Source organism: Candidatus Nanogingivalaceae bacterium, from assembly GCA_015257795.3.
GTDB lineage: Bacteria > Patescibacteriota > Saccharimonadia > Saccharimonadales > Saccharimonadaceae > Nanogingivalis.
In genome coordinates this window covers 94,833-116,222 of record CP072208.2, presented here as the reverse complement: position 1 = coordinate 116,222, position 21,390 = coordinate 94,833, and the positions used below count along the sequence as shown (strand labels likewise).

The following is a 21,390-nucleotide window of genomic DNA, read 5'->3' as shown; positions in this document are numbered from 1 at the left end:
TATTAAAAAATTACGCTCTAATTATACCCCCCCCCCCCCCGAACAGTTTTGTCAAGTTTTAGTTTTAGAGTTTTTCGAAGGTTGAATTTTTGACTCTTTCATCGTAAAATAGAATTATGATTATTGCGATAGATACGGGTGGAACAAAAACTTTATTAGCAGGATTTTCGAAAGAAGGAAAAGTTTTAAAGTCTTTCGAATTTGAAACACCAAAATCGAAATCAAAATACCTTGAAATTATCGAAAAAATTATCAAAAAAGAGTTTTCGAAAGAATTAAGAAATAGCCAAATTGAGGCAATTTCTTGCGCTGAACCAGGAATTATTCAAAATGAAACTATCGCATGGGCAAAAAATTTAGGCTGGACAAACTTTAAAATCAAAGATGAGCTTTCGAAAATCTTTCCGGAGCCTAAAATTCTAGTTGAAAATGATGCCAATCTTGCGGGTCTTTTCGAAAGTAAAAAATTCAAAAATAAAGCCCAAAATATTCTTTACGTAACACTTTCAACTGGCATTGGTTCGGGTATAATTACAGATGGAAAAATTAATCACGGCTTAAAAAATAGTGAGATTGGCCGAATTCCAATTGAATTTGATGGCCGAATTCGAGAATGGGAAGATTTTGCGAGCGCACGGGCAATTTTCAACGTTTACGGAAAATACGCCAAAGATATAACCAATCCACGACATTGGAAACATATCGCCGATAGAGTTGCGCGTGGTTTTTTGGTGATTATTCCAATAATTCAGCCTGACGTTATTGTAGTTGGCGGTAGCTTGGGCGAAAATTTTGAAAAATTTGATCTATTTTTAAAGCGAATTCTAGCCGAAAATCTACCAAGCGGAATTGTCTGCCCAGAAATTATTAAAGCTGAAAAACCTCGAGAAGCCGTGATTTATGGCTGTTTTGAATTCGCAAAAAAGGCTCTAAACTTTTAGTATGAATCTAGATTTCGTTAAAGCTTTACGCAAAGATTTTCCGCAATTTAATTTTAAAGAAAGCGACGATTTTCGTTGGTCAAAGCAAGAAAATACTATTTTTTTCGATCCAGACTCTTCGCATTTTCATCTGTTAATTTTGCATGAATTATCACACGCACTTCTTGGTCACGAAAATTATTTTCTCGATATTGAGCTTTTAAAAATGGAGTCCGAAGCTTGGGAATTCGCAAAAAACTCACTCGCAGCTCAATATGGAATTTGTTTTGACTCAAACTTTATCGAAGAAAAACTTGACACTTACCGAGATTGGCTCCACAAGAGGAGCTTGTGTCCAAATTGTCAAATAAATGGCTTTCAGCAGACAGACTTAAACTATAAATGTCCCGCCTGCAGTACTGTTTGGCAAGTTAACGATTCTAGGTTTAAAAACTTACGCAGAATAAAAAAATAAATCACGCTCTTTCGAAAACGTGATTTATTTTTATTTAAGCTACTCGAACTTCAATTTTCGATTCTTCAGATTCATCAATCATTGAAATTGGAGTTGAAGTTGAGGTAGTTGCGGGTCCACGACGACTAATACGTCCACCTTTTCGACCTGCAATTTTTGCAAGTTCATGGTTTGCGGCAAAACCACCAGTTGTTCCATTTTTACCACCTTTTTGTCCAATGCGTGAATAAAAATCTTTACCGTATTTTGCTTTATTAGTTGCGGCCGCTTTTGCGCCACCAGCTTTAGTTCCAGCCATTTAATCTCCTTTATTTTTAATTAAATCTAATCTTTTTTGTTGATTATGTTTTTATTATAGCACAACATATGCTTTTTGTCAATATTTACATAAGTACTTTTTTATTTTATTATAATATTTTTGTATTTCTAATCTGTTTATGCTATAATTTTCTTATGTTTTTTCGAATAAATAATAAGTTCTACCGTAAGTTGCCTAAGCAAATTTGTATATTTTTCTTGCCAAACTCATTAAAAACTAAAACGCAAAATAAGGCGATTTTAGAGCTTAAAAAACAACTTTTGAATACTTTACCTAATTTTACCGAAGATGAGCTAGAAGAGTATAAAAATAGTATTATAAATGTAAAATTCTGGCACGGAACTGGAGGCTTTGAGTATAATTCCAGTAGAAATATTACACCAATTTTTGATAATATTTTAAAAAATGGATTAAAAACCCAGCAAGATGACTACTTAATTATTTATTCTAAAAAATTAAGTATGAAATCAATATCTCTAGTAAATAAAAGAATTATTGCTAGATGCTATGCGGATAATCATAATTTTAAGAATCCTAAAACTTTTCGTTTTGGCGATAGTATTTTTTGGATTGTGCGACACTACACAAAAATGTATGTTCTAGCATATACGATACTTGCTCCGCGTTCACTTGTGAATATTCTTAGTTGGAGAAAGAAAAATAAAATAAATTCAAAAAAATCTTGGAGCGGAAAAGTAAATAAATCTTGTAAAAATACATGGGAATCTTTTGAAAAATACTCTGATATTAGAGAAAACTTCCCAGTAATTCTTGGCATTAAAGAACTAAACAAAATTGCAAAATTGCCAAAAATATTTAGCGAAACTGAGATTCGTTCTTTAGATAATATTCCTTTTAATGATATTATTCACGTAGAAATTCCTCTTGAAAGATATAATGAATTAAGTGATAAGATTCGAAAACATAGCCAAAAAGTAAAAATATTTCCTATTGAATTAGGTGAAGTATTTGAATATAAAAATTATAAATGAATTATAGCACTACTCTTACTAGTATTTTTAAGACTAAAAATGAACAACGAAAAAACTCCACCGGTTAGGAGGAGTTTTTTATAATTCGGCACCGTGCTATTTTCCCGCTTTCGCAGTATGCTCGCCGCTACTGGGCTTAACTTCTGTGTTCGGAATGAGAACAGGTGTTTCCCCAGCGCCATGGGCACCGAAATAAGGTTTTGTGCTTCAACTCGCCACAAATTCCTAAGCGGTGAGCCAAAACCTCGTTTCGATGTCCTTGGTATTATTTGGTAATGCCAAGATTTTAGATTGACTAGCGATTATCCTTGATAATCACCAAACACTAGTTAAGTCTACCATATTCACGCCAATAATACAAGATTATTTTAGTGAATATGGACATAAAAAGGCGATTGGACTATTAGTACGCTTTGGCTAGCCTGTTACCAGGTTTACACCTTGCGCCTATCAAACAGATCATCTTTCTGTGTCCTCATGGGATTCCTAATCTTGGAGTCAGTTTCGCGCTTAATATGCTTTCAGCGCTTATCTTAACCGAACATAGCTACTCGACACTGCAGCAGGTGGCCACAATCGATACACCAGAGGTTCGTTCATCTCGGTCCTCTCGTACTAGAGACAAATCTCCTCAAGAATCCTTACGTCCATGCCGGATATAAACCGAACTGTCTCACGACGTTCTGAACCCAGCTCGCGTACCACTTTAATCGGCGAACAGCCGAACCCTTGGAAGGTGCTCCCCCTCCAGGATGTGATGAGCCGACATCGAGGTGCCAAACCGCGCCGTCTATGTGAACTATTGGGCGCGATAAGCCTGTTATCCCCAGGGTAACTTTTATCCGTGTGCGCTGTCGATCCCACATTCAATGAACAATGTTCTTACAGCGGGTCACTTGCTCCGTGTTTCCACTCTGGTCGAATTGTAATTCTCGCAGTCAAGCTGGCTTTTGCGCATGCACTATCACTTCGATTTCCATCCGAAGCTAGCCAACCTTTGAACGCCTCCGCTACTCTTTAGGAGGCAACCGCCCCAGTTAAACTACCCACCATACACGGTCCCATTACCGGATAACGGAAATGGTAAGACAAAGACTACATCAAGGGTGGTATTTCACCTGTGGCTCCACAAATACTGGCGTATCTGCTTCAAAGCCTCCCACCTATGCTACACATGATGTAACCCGTGTCAATGTAAAGCTGTAGTAAAGCTCCATGGGGTCTTCTCGTCCTGGCATGGACAGACGGCATCTTTACCGCCAATGCACTTTCACCGAGTCCTTCGCCGAGACAGTGCCCACATGATTACTCCATTCGTGCGGGTCAGAACTTACCTGACAAGGAATTTCGCTACCTTAGGACGGTTATAGTTACCGCCGCCGTTCACTGGGGCTTCAGTTCGCACCGTAAAGCACTCCCCTTAACCTTCCAGCACTGGGCAGGAGTCAGCCCCTATACATCCACTTTCGTGTTAGCAGAGACCTGTGTTTTTGGTAAACAGTTCCGTGGGCTCTTTTGCTGCGGCCTCCGCATCGTTTGACACGAGGTTGCCGCGTTCCAAGCTAAGCCATTTGACTTGTCTATCTCGGTAAAGAAGTTTAAGATACTCATATATACCATTAATCTTAACCTAATTGCTTGAAACACGACTCGCATCGAATGATGCGGAGGCAGACCTTATCCCGAAGTTACGGTCGCTGTTTTGCCGAGTTCCTTAGCGAAGGGTCTCTCGTAAGCCTGAGTCTACTCGACTCGAGCACCTGTGTTGGTTTGCGGTACGGGCGGCTATAACCACGCGTATATCTGCTTTTCTAGCCAGTACTTTCATCAAAATCGTTAATCCGTAGATTAACTTTCACTCCTTTTGCGTTCCCGCTAAGTTGGACGGATATATACCAATAATCCGCTTCGACTAATTTACCGTACACAGTATACAAATTATAACCGGTTCAGGAATATTAACCTGATGTCCATCGCCTACGCTGCTACGCCTCGGCTTAGGCCCGACTAACCCAGGGATTATTACAGTAGCCCTGGAAACCTCGCTCTTACGGCCGAAAGGATTCTCACCTTTCTTATGGTTACTCATTCCAGCATTCTCACTTCCTAACGCTCCACCCAACCTTACGATTGAGCTTCACTGCCGATAGGAACGCTCCTCTACCACTCCGTTAAACCCGTAGGAATAACGAAATCCATATCTTCGGTATAACACTTTAGCCCCGTTACATTTTCCACGCAAAATCTCTTGACGAGTGAGCTGTTACGCACTCTTTAAATGAATGGCTGCTTCTAAGCCAACATCCTCGCTGTTTAAGAAATTTCACCTTGTTTCCCACTTAGTGTTAATTTAGGGACCTTAGATGATGGTCTGGGCTGTTTCCCTTTTGAGCACCGAGCTTAGCCCCGATGTTCTAACTGCCATGGTACCACCAACGGTATTCGTAGTTTGTTAACGGTGGGTACAGTTGCCCGCCCCAGTCGTTTACAGAGCTCTACCCCCGTTGGCTATATTACATGACGCTAGCCCTAAAGCTATTTCGAGGAGAACCAGCTATCTCCGAGTTCGATTGGCATTTCACCGCTAACCACAAGTCATCCAAATGCTTTACTGCGCAAACTGGTTCGGTCCTTCACTGCGTGTTACCGCAGCTTCAACCTGCTCATGGTTAGGTCACCCGGTTTCGGGTCTAATCCCATACACTTATCGCCCTATTCAGGCTCGCTTTCACTGTGGCTCCGTCACTTGACTTAACCTGGCGCATGAAATTAACTCGCTGGATCGTTCTACAAAAAGCACGCCGTCACCGGACAAGCCAGCTCCGACTCCTTGTAGGCACACAATTTCAGGTTCTATTTCACTCCCCTCCCGGGGTTCTTTTCACCTTTCCATCGCTGTACTAGTTCACTATCGATCGTATATTATATTTAGCCTTGGCTGGTGGTCCAGCCGGATTCAAACAGGGTTTCTCGTGCCCCGTCCTACTCGAAAAAACATATATAAGGTCTGCGTCGTTTTCGCGTACACGGCTTTCACGTTCTTTGGCTAGTCATTCAAACTATTCTGCTAACCACGCAAATTTCTTACCTTACTAAAAGTTGATAGCCTTTTATCGCAAGTCAGACTACTCAATAAAATTAAGTATTCTGACTTGGTCTTATGTTATTTCACAACCCCTTATTAAGTATTCGCCTATCAGCTTATCTACAAAAGTAGAAACTTAAAAGGTTTGGGCTCTTCCAGTTTCGCTCGCCACTACTCCCAGAATCATTATTTATTTTCTCTTCCTCACCCTACTAAGATGTTTCAGTTCAGGTGGTTCCCACTACACAACCTATGTATTCAGTTGAGAGCAACACGACATGACTCGTGCTGGGTTTCCCCATTCGGAAATCTCCGGATCAAAGCTTGTTGACAGCTACCCGAAGCTTATCGCAGTCTTCCACGTCCTTCATCGGTAATATACGTCTAGGCATCCATTGTGTGCCCTTGAGTACCTTTTTATGCATTGACTTAACTAGTAATTGGTAACAACCAAATACTTGCCGTCAATCTTAAATTCTTATCTTCTTTTACATCACCAAATTGTTAAATTTCTCGCTCCCATTTTAAGAGCAAAATTATAAATTCAATCTTACAAAGATTCGAACTTATCATCCTGATCTCAAACGCTTTACTATTATATATTTTTGAATATTTTTTGTCAATAGTTTTTTATCATTTTATTGACTTTTTAGCCAGAGGTTCAGGATGAACGTTCGCAAGTGATTACTATTATATATCATTTTATTTTTGAATGCAAGAGTTTTTGGATGTTTTTTTAATTTTTCGCAATAAATAAAAACACTCCCACTTGGGAGTTCTATGGTGGGCGATGAGGGACTTGAACCTCCGACCTCGTCATTATCAGTGACGCGCTCTAACCAGCTGAGCTAATCGCCCATATTCGGCTTTTTGCCAAAGAGAATTTTCGAAAAAGATTCAAAAACTTTCTTTGGTGGAGATACAGGGACTCGAACCCTGGACCCCCTGCTTGCAAAGCAGGTGCTCTAGCCAACTGAGCTATATCCCCAGATTTTTAATGAATACTATAATAGTATATATTATTTATTAATAAAATGCAAGGGTTTTTTCTTATTAATAAAAATAGCCGATCTTTCGAAAGGCTATTTAATTTTAACAACTTAATTGTGCAATCTATCTCAGTCTGCGGTAAACTTTAGTCTTGCCTTTACAGGCTGAATTCGAAAGTAAAATTTACAGAAACTTTCGAAAAGACCGACCTAGCTTCAAAGGTTGATTTCTCGAACCTTTGGCATAACTCTCCCTAGAAAGGAGGTAATCCATCCGCACCTTCCGGTACGGATACCTTGTTACGACTTAACCCCAATCATCCCTCCCACCTTAGGCCGACGAATCGGACTTCGGGTGTTAGTGACTTTCATGGTTTGACGGGCGGTGTGTACAAGACCCGGGAACGTATTCACCGCAGCATGCTGATCTGCGATTACTAGCGATTCCGACTTCATGCAGGCGAGTTTCAGCCTACAATCCGAACTGGGACTAGCTTTGATGCGATTTGCTTCACCTCGCGGCTTCGCTGCGCATTGTACTAGCCATTGTATCACGTTTCTAGCCCAGGACGTAAGGGAAATACTGACCTGACGTCATCCCCTCCTTCCTCCCCGTTGCCGGGGCAGTCTCAGTAGAAAAATACAACTACTGACAAGGGTTGCGCTCGTTGATGGACTTAACCAAACATCTCACGACACGAGCTGACGACGGCCATGCATCACCTGTCACTTGGCTCTTAAAAAGCACTCTCTCATTTCTGAAAGATTCCAAGGATGTCAAGACCTGGTAAGGTTTATCGGTTATCATCGAATTAAAGAACATGATCCACCGCTTGTGCGGGTCCCCGTCAATTCCTTTATGTTTTAATCTTGCGATCGTACTCCACAGGCGGGATACTTAACGCGTTAGCTTCGCTACTCAGGGGTCGATACCCCAAACAGCTAGTATCCATCGTTTACGGCGTGGACTACCCGGGTATCTAATCCGGTTCGCTCCCCACGCTTTCGTGCCTCAGTGTCAGAAACAGCCCAGTAGCCTGCCTACGCCATCGGTGTTCCTTCTAATATCTACGGATTTCACTCCTACACTAGAAATTCCAGCTACCTCTTCTGCTCTCGAGTTCAACAGTTCGAATAATAGTCTGAATGGTTGAGCCACCAGATTTCACTATTCGCTTATCGAACCACCTACGCAACTCTTTACGCCCAGTCACTCCGGATAACGCTCGGATCCTACGTATGACCGCGGCTGCTGGCACGTAGTTAGCCGATCCTTATTCATAAGTTACTGTCATAATCCTCACTTATAAAAGCAGTTTACAACCCGAAGGCCTTCATCCTGCACGCGGCGTTGCTCCATCAGGCTTTCGCCCATTGTGGAAGATTCCTCACTGCTGCCTCCCGTAGGAGTCTGGACCGTGTCTCAGTTCCAGTCTGACTGATCATCCTCTCAAACCAGTTAAAGATCGTCGACTTGGTAGGCCATTACCCCACCAACTATCTAATCTTACGCAGGCCGTTCCCAAAGCGCCCGAAGGCTTTAATCCGAAGACCATATGCGGTATTAGCACACCTTTCGATGCGTTATCCCTCACTTTGGGGTACGTTCCCACGCGTTACTCAGCCGTCCGCCGCTCGCCGACATTTTACACAAAATTCTTGAATAAATCTTCTCTTCAAACCAGAAGCTTCCAGAATTCAGTGTAAAACTCGCTGCCGCTCGACTTGCATGTGTTAGGCACGCCGCCAGCGTTAATCCTGAGCCAGGATCAAACTCTCCATAAAAAGAATTATCAAATTGATAATCTATAAAATAGACTGACGATAAATTTGCACAATTAAATTGTTAAAGTTCAGAATTATCAGTTCAATCTCGCGATTTATTAACTCCACGCATCGAACTAATAACTATTATACTTAATAGATTTTTAAAAGTCAACACTTTTTTAAAAGAAAATTCATAAAAATTAAATAGACTTCAAAAAGCCTATTTAATTTTATTATTATAGTCCTAATAAAAATGCTATATATCCGATGAAAATTCCAATTGTTGAGCCTACAGCAACTTCTAGAGGTGTGTGACCTTTTACAACTCGAACTTTTTTAATGTCTAGATTTTGGCTTTCGATAATTTCATTAATTCTCTCAGCCTGAACTCCATTCGAAAATCGAACTTTCATTGAATCATAAATTACAATCATTGCAAAGACGAAAGCGAGACCAAAAATTGGTGAGTAAATTCCTTCGCGTAATCCAATGAGCGTTGCAATAGCGATCACCACTGAGCTGTGTGAACTTGGCATTCCGCCGCTTTCAGTGATGATTCGCTTAAATTTTGCCGACTTCTCTTTTCGAATTTCAAGAATATATTTAGCACCTTGCGCAATTACCCACGCCAACACAAAAATTACTAAATATCTTGGCATTATTCTTCCTCTCGGTTTTCTTCCATTAGACCAACGCTTGCGACCGTGTCACCATCAGAAAGTTTCATTATTCGAACCCCTTGTGTTGTTCTGCCAAGAGTTGGAATATCTTTAACCGCAACACGAATAGTTTGGCCACCACTTGAAATCATTAATGCATCTGAAACAGCTTCTGGCAAAGTTTGGACTGAAACAATTGGACCAGTTTTTGCAGTTGTAATTGCAGCCTTAACGCCAATTCCACCACGATGTTTAACTTCAAAGTTTGAAACTTTCGTTGCTTTCCCGTATCCATTCGCCGAAATAACAAGAAGTTTTTGCGTTCCATCTTTAGCAACATCCATTCCAACAACGTTGTCATTTGGTCGGAGACGAACACCACGCACACCGCGAGCAGCGCGACCCATCGAACGAACATCATTTTCATTAAATCGAACGGCTTGTCCTGCAGACGTCGATACGATAATATCGCTTTGACCATTAGTTTTTTGAATCCAGCGCAATTCATCACCTTCATCAAGATTGATCGCGTTCAAACCATTTGTTCGAATATTAGTGAAATCTTTAAGTGCTGTCTTTTTTACAGTACCCTTTACAGTAGCCATAAAGAGGTAATCTTCTGTACTACTATTTTGTTCAAGCTTGATAATTGATGTAATTTTCTCTTCAGGTTGAAGTTGCAATAGATTTACTGCTGCAACGCCCTTCGCTTGAAGACTAGCCGCTGGAACTTCATAAGCTTTAAGCCTAAATACTCGACCTTTATTCGTAAAGAACAATAGCCAATCGTGTGTACTTGCTGGAACTAACTGATCAATAATATCTTGATCTTTTGTTGTCATTCCGCGCTTGCCTTTTCCGCCACGATTTTGTCGGCGATAATCTGCGAGAAGAGTTCTTTTGATGTAATTTTCACCCGTTAAGAGAATTACACTTTCTTCTTCAGGAATAAGCTCTTCATCTGAGAATTTACCAAGTTCACGATTGATAATCTTAGTTTTACGCTCATCACCATATTTCTCTTTCATTTCGAGAAGTTCTTCTTTAATAATTCGAAGGATTTCATTCTCGTCGGCGAGAATAGCTTCAAGTTCGCCAATAAGTTTCAATAGTGCCGCTAATTCTTCTTCGATCGCTTCACGTTCCAGTCCAGTCAATCGGCGGAGTTGCATTGCAAGAATTGCTTTTGCTTGAATTTCAGTTAGACCAAATTTTTCACGCAAAGCTTTTTCAGCAATATCAGTAGTTTTTGAAGCTCGAATTGTTGCGATAACTTCATCAATGTGATCAAGCGCAATCTTTAAGCCTTCCAAAATATGTGCACGAGCTTTTGCTTTCTTAAGTTCAAATTCTGTTCGGCGACGAACAACGTGACGACGGTGTTTAACGAATTCGTCAAGCATTTCTTTCAAACCAAGCACTCGAGGCTGAACACCATCAACCAATGCAAGCATGTTATAGTGGAAGTTTGATTGAAGTGGTGTTAATTTGTAGAGCTGATTGAGAACCTTCTTTGGATACGCATCTTTTTTAAGATCAATTACAATTTTAACCATTCCACGCGCAGATTCATCTCGAAGGTCAGCGATTGAAGTAACTTTCTTCTCTTTTACCAATTCGGCAATCTTTTCGATTAGGGAAGCTTTATTTACGTTGTATGGAATTTCTGAGACAACGATTTGATGACGACCGCGTTTAGTTTCAACAATTTCAGCAATCGCTCGCATAGTAACACTTCCGCGACCAGTTCGATAAGCTTGAATCATTGGAGCTCCACCGTAGACTACGGCACCAGTTGGGAAATCTGGACCCTTAACGTGTTTCATTAAATCTTCGAGCTTAGCTTCTGGATTATTTATAAGTTCAACCGTTGCGTCAACAATTTCGCTTAAATTGTGAGTTGGAATACTTGTCGCCATACCAACAGCAATACCCATTTGACCATTCAAAAGAAGATTTGGTAATTTTGCTGGAAGAACTGATGGTTCACTTTCAGAACCGTCATAGTTTGGTCGAAAATCAACAGTATCTTTATCGAGATCGTTCAACAAAATATCACCGATTCGACCAAGACGCGCCTCAGTATAACGCATCGCAGCAGCCGGATCACCATCCATCGAACCAAAGTTTCCTTGACCTTCAACGAGGGGATATCGCATTACCCAATCTTGCGCCAAGCGAACCATTGAGTCATAAATTGAGCTATCACCGTGCGGGTGGTATTTACCCATTACGTCACCGACAATACGTGCAGATTTTTTGAATGCCGATCCTGGTCGAACACCCATTTCCCCCATCGTATAGAGCACGCGACGATGAACTGGTTTCATTCCGTCACGAACATCCGGTAGCGCACGGTCGATAATCACCGACATCGAATATCGAAGGAACGAATCTTCCATCACATCTTCAACTGTTCGATATTCTAGAACTTTCGAATGGTTTTGTTGTTCAACAATTTCACCCTCAAGAGGTTTTTTATTCTTATCTTCCATAATTAAACATCCAATTCCTCAAGGTTAACATATTTTGCATTTGCTTGAATAAAGCTTTTTCGCATTGAGACTTCACTTCCCATAAGTTTCGTAAAGATCGCATCCGCCTTTTCGGCATCTTCAAGCTTAAGCTGAACAAGTACGCGGTTCTCTGGATTCATTGTGGTTTCCCAAAGCTGAGTTGCATCCATTTCACCAAGACCCTTATAACGCTGAATTCCCGTAAGACCAGCTTGCTTAATTTCGTTATCTTCTGGGTTAATGTTTGTTCCGCGAGCTTTTCGTTCTTCGATCAATTCCTTAATCTTTGCGTCACGTTCTTCGTCACTATAAACATAATAATGTTTATTTCCCGCACCTTTCAGTAAGAAAAGTGGAGGTTTTGCAAGATAGATATGACCACCTTCAACAACTTCTCGCATATAACGGAAGAAGAAAGTCATAAGAAGTGTTGCAATGTGACTTCCGTCGACATCGGCATCGGTCATAATAATAATTCGATGATATCGCAAACCTGAAATATCAAATTGTTCACCAATTCCAACACCCATACCCTTAATTAGCGAAACGATTTCGTTATTGGCAAGCATTTTATCTAGACGTGCGCGTTCTGTGTTCAAAACTTTACCACGAAGCGGTAAGATCGCTTGAGTCTTTGCGTCACGACCATTCTTAGCAGATCCACCCGCCGAGTCTCCCTCAACGATATAGAGTTCGCACTCTTCTGGCTTTTTCGAAGAACAATCGGCGAGTTTTCCTGGCAGATTCAATCCGTCCAAAACGCCTTTTCGAATCACATTTTCACGAGCTGCACGCGCAGCTTTTCGTGCTCGAGCTGCAAGAAGTGCTTTATTAACAATCTTTTTTGCAACTGCTGGATTTTCATCAAGATAGTAGCCAAAATATTCGTTCATTACCTGTTGAACATAGCGGCGAACTTCTGGATTTCCTAATTTATTTTTAGTCTGACCTTCAAATTGTGGGTCTGGTAATTTTACCAAAATAATTGCAGTCAAACCTTCGCGAATATCATCGCCTGAAAGGTTATCTTCTTTCTCTTTAAGAAGATTATTTTTACGTGCATATTCGTTAATTGTTTGAGTTAGTGAGCTTCGAAAGCCAACAACGTGCGTTCCGCCATCGGGGTTAATAACGTTATTAGCAAAAGCCCGAACATTTTCATTGTAGCTATCATTATACTGAATTGCCACTTCAACAATAGAATCTTCAACTTTCTTTTCAACATAGAAAGGTTGGTCTGAAAGAACTTCTTTGCCAACATTCAAACTTTTTACGTAGCTTTGAATTCCACCTTCAAAATAGAAAGCTTGTCGCTCACCAGTTCGCTCATCATCAACTTGAGTATAAACACCTTTAGTTAAATATGCTTGGTGGCGAAGATAATTTACAACCCACTTATAATCAAACGTAACCGTTTCTTTGAAAATTGTTGGATCTGGATAAAACGTAATACTTGTTCCATCTTCGCGATCGGTTTTTCCAAGTTTTTTAAGTTCAGTTGTTGGAACTCCACGTTCAAATTCAATTCGATACAACTGACCTTTTTTGACAACTTCAGCGATCATTTTTGTTGAAAGTGCGTTAACCACACTTGAACCAACACCGTGCAGACCAGAAGAAACTTTATAGCCGCCGCCACCAAATTTACCACCAGCGTGCAAGATAGTTAAAACGGTTTCAAGCGTACTTTTACCAGTTTTTGGGTGGATATCAATAGGAATTCCACGACCATCGTCGGTAATATTCACGCCGCCATCAGCTAAAATTCGCACGATAACTTTTGTTCCATAACCAGCGATTGCTTCGTCGATAGAGTTATCTGCGATTTCTTTAATTAAGTGGTGAACTCCCTCATAACCAGTCGAGCCAATATACATTCCCGGGCGTTTTCGAACAGGCTCAAGACCTTCGAGAACTTGAATCTGCGACCCGTCGTAGTTGCTTTCTTTTTGTTTAGACATTCTTCCCTCTCATTTCAGAATTTCTGTAATAAATTTATATCTGTATTATACCTTATTTTCGAAAAAAATTCAAACAAAGCTTATTTTTATAGCAATAATATGGTAAAATGTAAATATAAAGGTGGGTTATGTTTAAAGATATTATTTTAGGTTACTATAGAAGCCCTTCATTGGGTAATAAAATACAAGACTATGAGAATAAACTAAAGAAGGATCTGCGCTGGTGGACTTTTAGTAGTTTCGCAATTCTTTTTGTATTTTTTACTTTTTTCTTTTCCTCTTTGATAAATTCTTTAAATACTCCTATAAAAACAAAAGACTTCAAAAGCAATACCGCTAACCCAAACTTGATCTACAGCATTAGTTCAACTGCAAAACACAACCTTAAACCTGGGGATATTATTTCATATACATTAAAAATTCAAAACATCTCAAATCTTCCTCAAAAAACAAATTTCGAAGTTAATCTTAGCGATGTTTTAGAATATGCAGACTTAGTTGATGGTGCCGACTACAAAGAGTCTGGTGATAAGATTTATTGGAATCAAGATACGATCAACGCCGGACAATCTGAAAGAAAAATATTTGCTATAAAAATGAAAGAAAAATTCCCCACGCTTAAAAAACAAGGCGATTCTTTTGATTGTATTATTAAAGTTAGCTTTGGAAACGAATTAGCTTATCCCGTAAAATGCCCTATTTCGAAAAGTATTGAAACTTTAGTAGACCAGCTCTCTAGCTATTCAAAATTTAAAACCACCACTAAAAATATCCTTTTCTTTATTATATTATTTGCTATATCTGTTTATATGACTTTGCGTACAAATTTATTATACAAAGAAATTCGCTATTTTAAACGTCATTTAGGAGATTTTAACAATGCAAGATAAAAAATATAAATCTATTTTAAAATTTATCAACGGAGAATCGCCCTCAAGAGATAAGATAATTCATAAAATTATCCATTCAAATTCTATCGAAAAAATATCCGATACGCTAGAGAAAGTGATAATTCCTAAACTGCTATTTTTCGCTCTCTGTGCTAGTTTATTAACATATTATATATTATTATATATTTGTATATTAAATGGCTTTACAATTGATTTTAACGCTATTCTTCCACTATTTATCACATATATAATTACATTCTACATTCTAAAATTCATTAAAAATAAAATCAGGTAGTTAATTACCTGATTTTAAATATTACCTCATCGTTACCGATTTTTTTAATGCTACCAGTCTTATCCTGAGATGGCTCTTCCCGTATCGATAATCGATTTGATTCTACCTTCTCTTCTTTTGAAGAAGTAATATCTTGGATCACAGAATTATACTGCATTTGTGGTGATCGAATCTGCTGTTGAATTTGTGGATTATTTTTATTTTGTAATCCACTTGAATTCTGTTGCTGAGTCTGTAGAATATTCTTTTGAAATGTTCGCGCTAAATTGCTCTTTGGCACGTTATTTTCTTCAGTGCTTACCGTTTTATTTCTTAATTCATCACGCTTTTTAATCCAATCATCAAGAAAAGAATCTTGAGGCTTACTAGAACTATTAGCTGATGCCGGTTCAGTAGCGTTAATCGCTCTTTCCTGCCAACTAATCTGCGGTTTTTGTGCTACTTGAGGAACAGTAGGACTCATAGGACGTTGAGCTGGCTTTGGTGTAGGGTTAACACTTAAGCGCTTTCGAATCTCATCTTCAACAATCGCACGAGGCCTACCGTATTTTGAAGCAGAATACTTCCTTAAACCTTCACGAATCTCCGAGTTCGAACGACCAATTGGTGGCAAAAGCTTCATCGTGAAAGGCGCTGAAGGAAAACCGTTAACCAAAACTGTTGTAATTGAGTTATAATTTGGTGTTTTAGTTAGGTCTTCTGCCGTAAACGTTGGGGTGAATGCCTTTTGAAGAATCTCAGCATCATCAATACCAACTCGACCAACAATTTTATTTGGAACGTTTCCGAAAATAGCATCTTTAATCGAATCCTTCAACTGAGTTGTAAACTGGTTTGCAAGAATAAGATTCAAGCGGTATTTTCGAGCTTCAGATAGAATTGATTCAAACGAATCTGTTGCAAAGTTTTGGAACTCGTCAACAAATAGACAAAAGTCTTTTCGCTCATCCTCAGGTATATCTGCTCGACTCATCGCTGCTGCTTGGAATTTCATCACGAAAACCATACCTAGTAGCTTTGCGGCAGCTTCACCAAGCTTACCTTTAGAAAGGTTAACGAGCAAGATTTTATTATTATCCATTACTTCTCGAATATTAAAGGCGCTTTTTTTCTGGCCAATAATATTGTTAATTAACCCACTTTCGAAAGGTGCCCATTTTGAAACAACCCAAGAAACAAGCTCACCCGCGTCATTAGATCTTTGAGATGCAGGCCACTCTTTCGTCCAGAAATCAATCGCACGTTGATTTCGAAGGTATTTAATTTTCTGCTTTGCAAATTCAGGATCAACCAAAACTTTTGGAATATCCATAAATGTTCCACCATCTGGATCACTCATCAACAACAAGGCTGCATTTCGCACGATATTTTCCATTCGCGGACCAACAACTCCCGTGTTTCCTGGATCGAAAAGCGATTTCAACATCGAGTTAGTTTCAGAAATCACAAAGTCCATATCTTCAGGACTTTCAATTTCGAAAATATTAAAACCTAATGGGTTTTCAGTATCACTCGGATTAAAGTAAATCACATCATCCATTCGAGATTGAGGAATCATCCCTAGAAGTTCTTCAGCAGAATCTCCGTGCGGATCGATAAAGCAAAAACCTCGGCCTTCCATAATATCTTGATAAGCAAGATTTTCAAGAAGTTTCGATTTACCCATACCAGTTTGTCCAATAATGTAAGTGTGTCGACGGCGGTCATTAATTCCAAGGCGAATCTGTTTTTCAATGCCACGGAATTCGTTAACTCCAATTAACAAACCTTCTCGCATTGGTTCGGTCGGCCCATCAACTTGACGGATTCTTTGCCGTTCAACCTTTCCTGTAGGAATTGAATTTTGATCAGGTAAATGAAATATTGTCGAAAGTTCTACACTGTTCAAAATATTTTTATTCGTACTTTGTGGGAAAAATCGAAAAATATAAGCGGTAATAAGCTCATCAACATCTGTTGTCATATTAAATTTAAAACCGTTATAACGAGGTGAATCAAAAAGCGAAAATGCTGAAACGATAGATTGTAAAATTGCTTGACTTTTAGCGGCCGTTGATGAAGACGTGATAACTCGAGTTAAAACTTCATATCCTGGATATTTGGTTTTATCTTCAATTGCTTGAATCTCTTCATTCTCTAGCGCCGTTAATTGAGGAAAGTCTGCCGATGAATTATTTATTCCGTATGTTGGCGGTTTCCATAAGGCTTCCATTATGTCAAGGGCGCCTGCTGCACTGCTTTTTTTGGATTTACCATTTCGAATTGATTCAACTTTTTGGTTTGATTTATTTGTCCAATTTTCTGGGGCTGGACGAAACATAATCTGAATAGCCGCTCCATCCCCGCGTTCAACCCCACTTAAAGCGTCGAGCAAGGCACGGGCAGCATCTCTACGACTTTCCTGATAAGTTGCAATTGGGTAATAAAAATCTTTTTTAAGCTCGAATTCACCCCCAATTACACCTTGCATTTTTCCCTGCTGAGAAAAAATGTTTTCCATCTCAACCTCTTCAAGTCTTGCTGCAGGATATGCAGCAGAAATTGCTTGTTTGATTGTTTCCGTCAAAACTGCTGGAACCACCGCGTAATATCGAACCAATCCATCACTTGCTACAATTTCGAAAGAAATATGCCTCTGACCATAAAGTCTCGTCTTAAAGCCCTTCATTGCTGTGCTAGCAATAATATTATACATTGTCTGAGCTTCAGAAAGAACTTCATCGACCACATCACGCTCATCGCGACCACCAGTCTCAAGATCATCGCTTGGTGGAGGAAGGTGAATTCGAATAGGAACCATTTTTAGCCCACGCTCATAGTTCTTAGCCTCACGAACCATTTTTTTATACTGATCAAAGACAAAATATGCAGCTACACATATAATTATAAAACTAATAAATAAGATTATCCAAATACTCATTACTTCCCACCATTTATAATTCTGTTATACCTTTTCTTTAAATAATCCATTTGCATTTCTTTGAATCGAACTTCTCGTGCGTAAGGATCGCCTTTTGTATCAACAATCATTTTTTTCAAATCTTTAACCCACTCATCTTCCATCAGGTCAATATCCTTAGCTGTCGCCGGAACCAAAGGCGCTGGATGTATAGATGGACTGTCTTGCACGACTGGAAGCTGAGTCTGAGGTTGCACAGTTGGCTGACCCTCTTGATTCGAAAATGCTTGAAGTGCTTCAGCTCTCGCCTTATCATTATCTATTTGATTTATTTCTTTTTCAAAGCCAAAATTCCCCACTTCGTGAGGACTATTGTTCATTGACTCAGGCTGAGCCACAAAAGCTCGTGGAATTTCAAGATTTTTTTGCGGTTCCATATAATAACATTATAACATAAACATTAACGTTTTGAAATGTAAATTATTGCAATTATTTCAATTATCGTTAACAACAATATTTCAAATATTCCAACTCCGCCGGTGGATTGTTTTGCTATTAAACTAATTGGAGCAAAAGCTAACGCAGCCGAATATTTTAAAAAGAATCCTGGTGTTTTAACTTCTTTCTGAACAACTGGTTGCCCTTTTCGAAAATACACAACCGCAATCGAAAACACCCGATAACTTCCGTACAAGAAAAAAGATATAACTCCTAAAAATACTAAATACACCATCATGAATAAAATAAGGATACCGAGCGGACCGACTTTATTTGGTGATGTTTGGGTTAGCATCAAAAATAGACCAACCCCAGATAATGTAGACAGACTAAAAATAATTTTTGAAATCATAATAATTAAATACCATTTTGTTAGATTCAGCCCAAAGAGTAAGCAAGTAGAATGCCATCATAACAAAATACTTTACTAAAATATGTGGTCTACGGCTTACTCTTTTGAGCTAGTTGACCGCTTCTCGCATGGAGAAGCATATTTCATTGAGGGTTCCTTAAATATTTTCTTTTGAAAATATAAGTACTTATTAGCCTCAGCGCTCTACGCTATATTCTTGCGGAGCTTTTTGGCGTTTCGAAACTAAGTTAAAAATCCAATGACGATTTTAAAAACCTTATTTTCAAATCGCCGTTCAAACTCCGTAAAAAAGTCTAACGGACAACTCAAAATTATCAAATTTTAATTTACTAATGTGCTTGGTGGAATGTACAATACTGTGTTTTTAATTTTTGCTTTTTATTTCTTTCAAAGCTATTCACATTGTAACACAAGCATTATAAAAAGTCAATACCATAAGCATAATAAAAATAGTTTTGTTGTATTTTTAACATGCTTTAATCTGTTAATTTTAGTGAACAAAAAAATTATACAAAAAAATGAAAAAAAGTATTGACTTTATGCTTATTTCGGGTTATCATAAGTGTAGCTTATGAATAAAAAGTTTATACATAAGCCAAAAATAAAAATTATTTACAGTGAATTCCGCAGTTCACAAAAACCTAAAATTAAAATCAAAAACTCCACATTACTATTTCCAAGAATGAGCGTTCCTCGCAGTCGCTCATTTTTATTTTTCTATAAAAATAAAAAAATACGCCCTAAACGCGTATTTGAAAAAACATTTTTTGGTGGAGCTGCCGAGAACTGCCCTCGGGTCCAAAAGGTAACATTTTAGCCTTCTACAAGCTTAGTCTATTCTAAATAAAATTTAATGCTCTAAAAATAAACAAAAATACATTAAAAGTTGCGAAAAAAATCTCATTTAAAACTTATCGCAAGGTTTTAAACTATCAGTGAAAAATATATGACACTTTTTAAAACACGCACTGCCCTGTTTTAAAAAATGATTGCCAAAAAATTAAGCGGCAATTGTTGCTGGAGCTGGAGCAAAGAATGCTGCAACTCGAGCTGCAAAGTTTTTTGCATTTATTTTATTACTTTACGTAGTAAACGACTTGCAAGCTAAACTGTTAAATTCCTCTTGTCTAAAGCTAATTCAGCCCCAACATAGTTACATTATACCACAAAATTGTGATTTCTAAACGGTTATGTTAAAATTATCTTATTATGGTGAGTAAAGTTATTTCAGCCGCGCCAATCGGCTATGAAGCAGAAATTATTGAAGTAGAGGGAGATTCTTCGAAAGGATTACCAGGACTACAAATTGTTGGGATGGGCAATAAAGCAATCGATGAAGCAAAAGAGCGAGTTCGCAGTGCGATAAAAAACTCCATGCTCGATTTCCCTGCTAAAAAGATTGTTATCAACCTTGCACCGGCGGAATTACCTAAGGACGGAACTTTTTTTGACCTACCAATTGCAATTTCCATCTTGACACTATCTGGTCAGATTAAACAACACGAAATTAAATCTAAAGCCTTTATTGGCGAACTTTCTCTTAGTGGCGAACTTAGACCCGTAAAAGGTATTATTAATATTTTAGAGAAACTTCGAAATAGCGGTATTAATGAGGTTTTTATACCTTTAGATAATTTAGAGTCGAGTTCTTTAATAGATGGAATTAAAATAATTGCTGCAAAAAATCTAAAAGAGATTTTTCTTCATTTAAAAGGTGAAAAAACCATTGCTAACCAAATCATTGAGCATAACCACGAAAAAGCACAAAACCAAACAGAATTAGACGATATTATAGGTCAAGAACAAGCTAAGCGAGCACTTACAATTGCTATCGCCGGTCATCACAATATACTACTAACAGGCCCTCCAGGAACCGGAAAAACAATGTTGGCACAAGCTGCTTTAAATCTTTTACCCAACCTTTCTAAAGAAGAGATTCTTGAAGTTCTAAAAATTCATGGATTGGTTGAAGATGTTGACTCTAAAATATCTCGCCCTTTTAGGACCCCGCATCACACAGCTAGCAAAGTTTCGATTATTGGAGGTGGCTCTAAAGCGTTACCAGGTGAAATTAGTTTAGCTCATAATGGTGTGCTTTTCTTAGATGAGATGCCCGAATTTCCGAAGTCCGTTCTCGAAAGTTTAAGGCAGCCTCTTGAAGATAGAAAAATCACAATTTCACGTACGAATCGTAAAAGCTCCTACCCTGCAAATTTTATGCTTATTGCTACAATGAACCCTTGCCCTTGCGGTTTTTATGGGGATGAAACCAAAGAATGCACATGCTCACCAGCGCAAATTTCAAATTACCAAAGAAAATTATCTGGACCTTTAATAGACCGCATCGACATGGTGGTAAATGTTAACAGAATTAAAAATGAGAATCTATTAAAAACCACTCCATCCAAAAAAAGTGAACATGCTAATGCTAAAAAACAGATAGAAAAGTCGTTAAAATTACAGCATAAGCGTTATGAGTGTAGTAATTTATACAACAGTATGGCAAAAACAAATGTTGTAAAAAGTAGTTTCAAAATTTCAAAAGAAGCAGAAGATCTGCTCAATCTTGCAACTAGCAAATTGGATCTTTCGGTGCGATCTTATTTAAAAATATTAAAGGTTTCTCGAACAATTGCAGATCTTGAAGAATCTGAAGAAATTAAGGCGAACCACATTAGTGAAGCTATCCAGTATCGCCAAAAAACCGAAACTTATTAAAATACTTGATTTATCGGTAAAAATTTGGTAAAAT

13 protein-coding genes, 2 tRNA genes, 3 rRNA genes and 1 other RNA gene are annotated in these 21,390 nt (G+C 38.6%); 6 read left to right on the top strand and 13 right to left on the bottom strand.

Annotated features, from left to right (window positions below):
* The first annotated feature begins 116 nt into the window (after nt 1-116).
* A complete protein-coding gene (locus HXK94_000625) occupies nt 117-941 on the top strand; it encodes an ROK family protein (GenBank protein QTI96393.1) in 825 nt (274 codons plus the stop codon).
* Between the two features lies 1 nt (nt 942).
* A complete protein-coding gene (locus tag HXK94_000620; protein QTI96392.1) occupies nt 943-1,395 on the top strand; it encodes a hypothetical protein in 453 nt (150 codons plus the stop codon).
* A 34-nt stretch (nt 1,396-1,429) separates the two neighbouring features.
* Here HXK94_000620 and HXK94_000615 read toward each other — a convergent pair whose 3' ends face one another.
* Complete coding sequence (locus tag HXK94_000615; protein QTI96391.1) at nt 1,430-1,693, bottom strand: hypothetical protein; 264 nt, start codon at nt 1,691-1,693, stop codon at nt 1,430-1,432.
* 155 nt (nt 1,694-1,848) lie between these two features.
* On the opposite strand from HXK94_000615, the gene HXK94_000610 reads away from it, so the two are divergent.
* On the top strand, nt 1,849-2,706 hold the full coding sequence (locus tag HXK94_000610; protein ID QTI96390.1) for a hypothetical protein: 858 nt from the start codon (nt 1,849-1,851) through the stop codon (nt 2,704-2,706).
* Nucleotides 2,707-2,789: 83 nt separating this feature from the next.
* Here the strand turns inward: HXK94_000610 and rrf are convergent.
* The 8 genes from rrf to gyrB form a co-directional block, all read right to left on the bottom strand.
* Nucleotides 2,790-2,898, bottom strand: a 5S ribosomal RNA gene (gene rrf, locus HXK94_000605).
* Between the two features lie 190 nt (nt 2,899-3,088).
* Nucleotides 3,089-6,211, bottom strand: a 23S ribosomal RNA gene (locus tag HXK94_03450).
* 361 nt (nt 6,212-6,572) lie between these two features.
* A tRNA-Ile gene (locus tag HXK94_03445) sits at nt 6,573-6,649 on the bottom strand.
* A gap of 53 nt (nt 6,650-6,702) precedes the next feature.
* Nucleotides 6,703-6,779, bottom strand: a tRNA-Ala gene (locus tag HXK94_03440).
* Nucleotides 6,780-7,038: 259 nt separating this feature from the next.
* Nucleotides 7,039-8,565 (bottom strand): 16S ribosomal RNA (locus HXK94_000590).
* The 16S, 23S and 5S rRNA genes sit together here with 2 tRNA genes alongside, the layout of an rRNA operon.
* 218 nt (nt 8,566-8,783) lie before the next feature.
* Nucleotides 8,784-9,206, bottom strand: a complete 423-nt coding sequence (locus tag HXK94_000585) for a divergent PAP2 family protein (GenBank protein ID QTI96389.1) — start codon at nt 9,204-9,206, stop codon at nt 8,784-8,786.
* On the bottom strand, nt 9,206-11,701 hold the full coding sequence (gene gyrA, locus HXK94_000580; GenBank protein QTI96388.1) for a DNA gyrase subunit A: 2,496 nt from the start codon (nt 11,699-11,701) through the stop codon (nt 9,206-9,208). Before gyrA ends, HXK94_000585 begins: the two co-directional genes overlap by 1 nt.
* 2 nt (nt 11,702-11,703) lie before the next feature.
* Complete coding sequence (gyrB, locus tag HXK94_000575; GenBank protein ID QTI96387.1) at nt 11,704-13,683, bottom strand: DNA topoisomerase (ATP-hydrolyzing) subunit B; 1,980 nt, start codon at nt 13,681-13,683, stop codon at nt 11,704-11,706.
* 128 nt (nt 13,684-13,811) lie between these two features.
* On the opposite strand from gyrB, the gene HXK94_000570 reads away from it, so the two are divergent.
* Nucleotides 13,812-14,573, top strand: coding sequence for a hypothetical protein (locus HXK94_000570; protein ID QTI96386.1), 762 nt, complete (start codon nt 13,812-13,814; stop codon nt 14,571-14,573).
* Nucleotides 14,574-14,872: 299 nt separating this feature from the next.
* On the opposite strand, the gene HXK94_000565 is transcribed toward HXK94_000570, so the two are convergent.
* From HXK94_000565 to HXK94_000555, 3 genes are read right to left on the bottom strand one after another with little or no spacing between them, the layout of a single operon-like run.
* Nucleotides 14,873-17,788 carry a TraM recognition domain-containing protein gene (locus HXK94_000565; GenBank protein ID QTI96385.1) on the bottom strand — a complete coding sequence of 972 codons (2,916 nt, stop codon included), beginning with the start codon at nt 17,786-17,788 and terminating at the stop codon, nt 14,873-14,875.
* Nucleotides 17,788-18,204, bottom strand: a complete 417-nt coding sequence (locus HXK94_000560) for a hypothetical protein (GenBank protein ID QTI96384.1) — start codon at nt 18,202-18,204, stop codon at nt 17,788-17,790. The genes HXK94_000565 and HXK94_000560 overlap by 1 nt, the downstream gene beginning before the upstream one ends.
* A gap of 23 nt (nt 18,205-18,227) precedes the next feature.
* Nucleotides 18,228-18,617 (bottom strand): hypothetical protein, encoded by a 390-nt coding sequence (locus HXK94_000555; protein QTI96383.1) that lies wholly within the window; start codon nt 18,615-18,617, stop codon nt 18,228-18,230.
* A 592-nt stretch (nt 18,618-19,209) separates the two neighbouring features.
* Between HXK94_000555 and HXK94_000550 the strand changes: the two genes are divergently transcribed.
* Nucleotides 19,210-19,455 (top strand): hypothetical protein, encoded by a 246-nt coding sequence (locus HXK94_000550; GenBank protein QTI96382.1) that lies wholly within the window; start codon nt 19,210-19,212, stop codon nt 19,453-19,455.
* Here HXK94_000550 and ssrA read toward each other — a convergent pair.
* Nucleotides 19,407-19,784: a transfer-messenger RNA gene (gene ssrA, locus HXK94_000545) on the bottom strand. The two genes, HXK94_000550 and ssrA, sit on opposite strands and share 49 nt — an antisense overlap.
* A 63-nt stretch (nt 19,785-19,847) precedes the next feature.
* Here ssrA and HXK94_000540 point away from each other — a divergent pair.
* Nucleotides 19,848-21,356, top strand: coding sequence for a YifB family Mg chelatase-like AAA ATPase (locus HXK94_000540; GenBank protein ID QTI96381.1), 1,509 nt, complete (start codon nt 19,848-19,850; stop codon nt 21,354-21,356).
* Nucleotides 21,357-21,390: the final 34 nt, after the last annotated feature.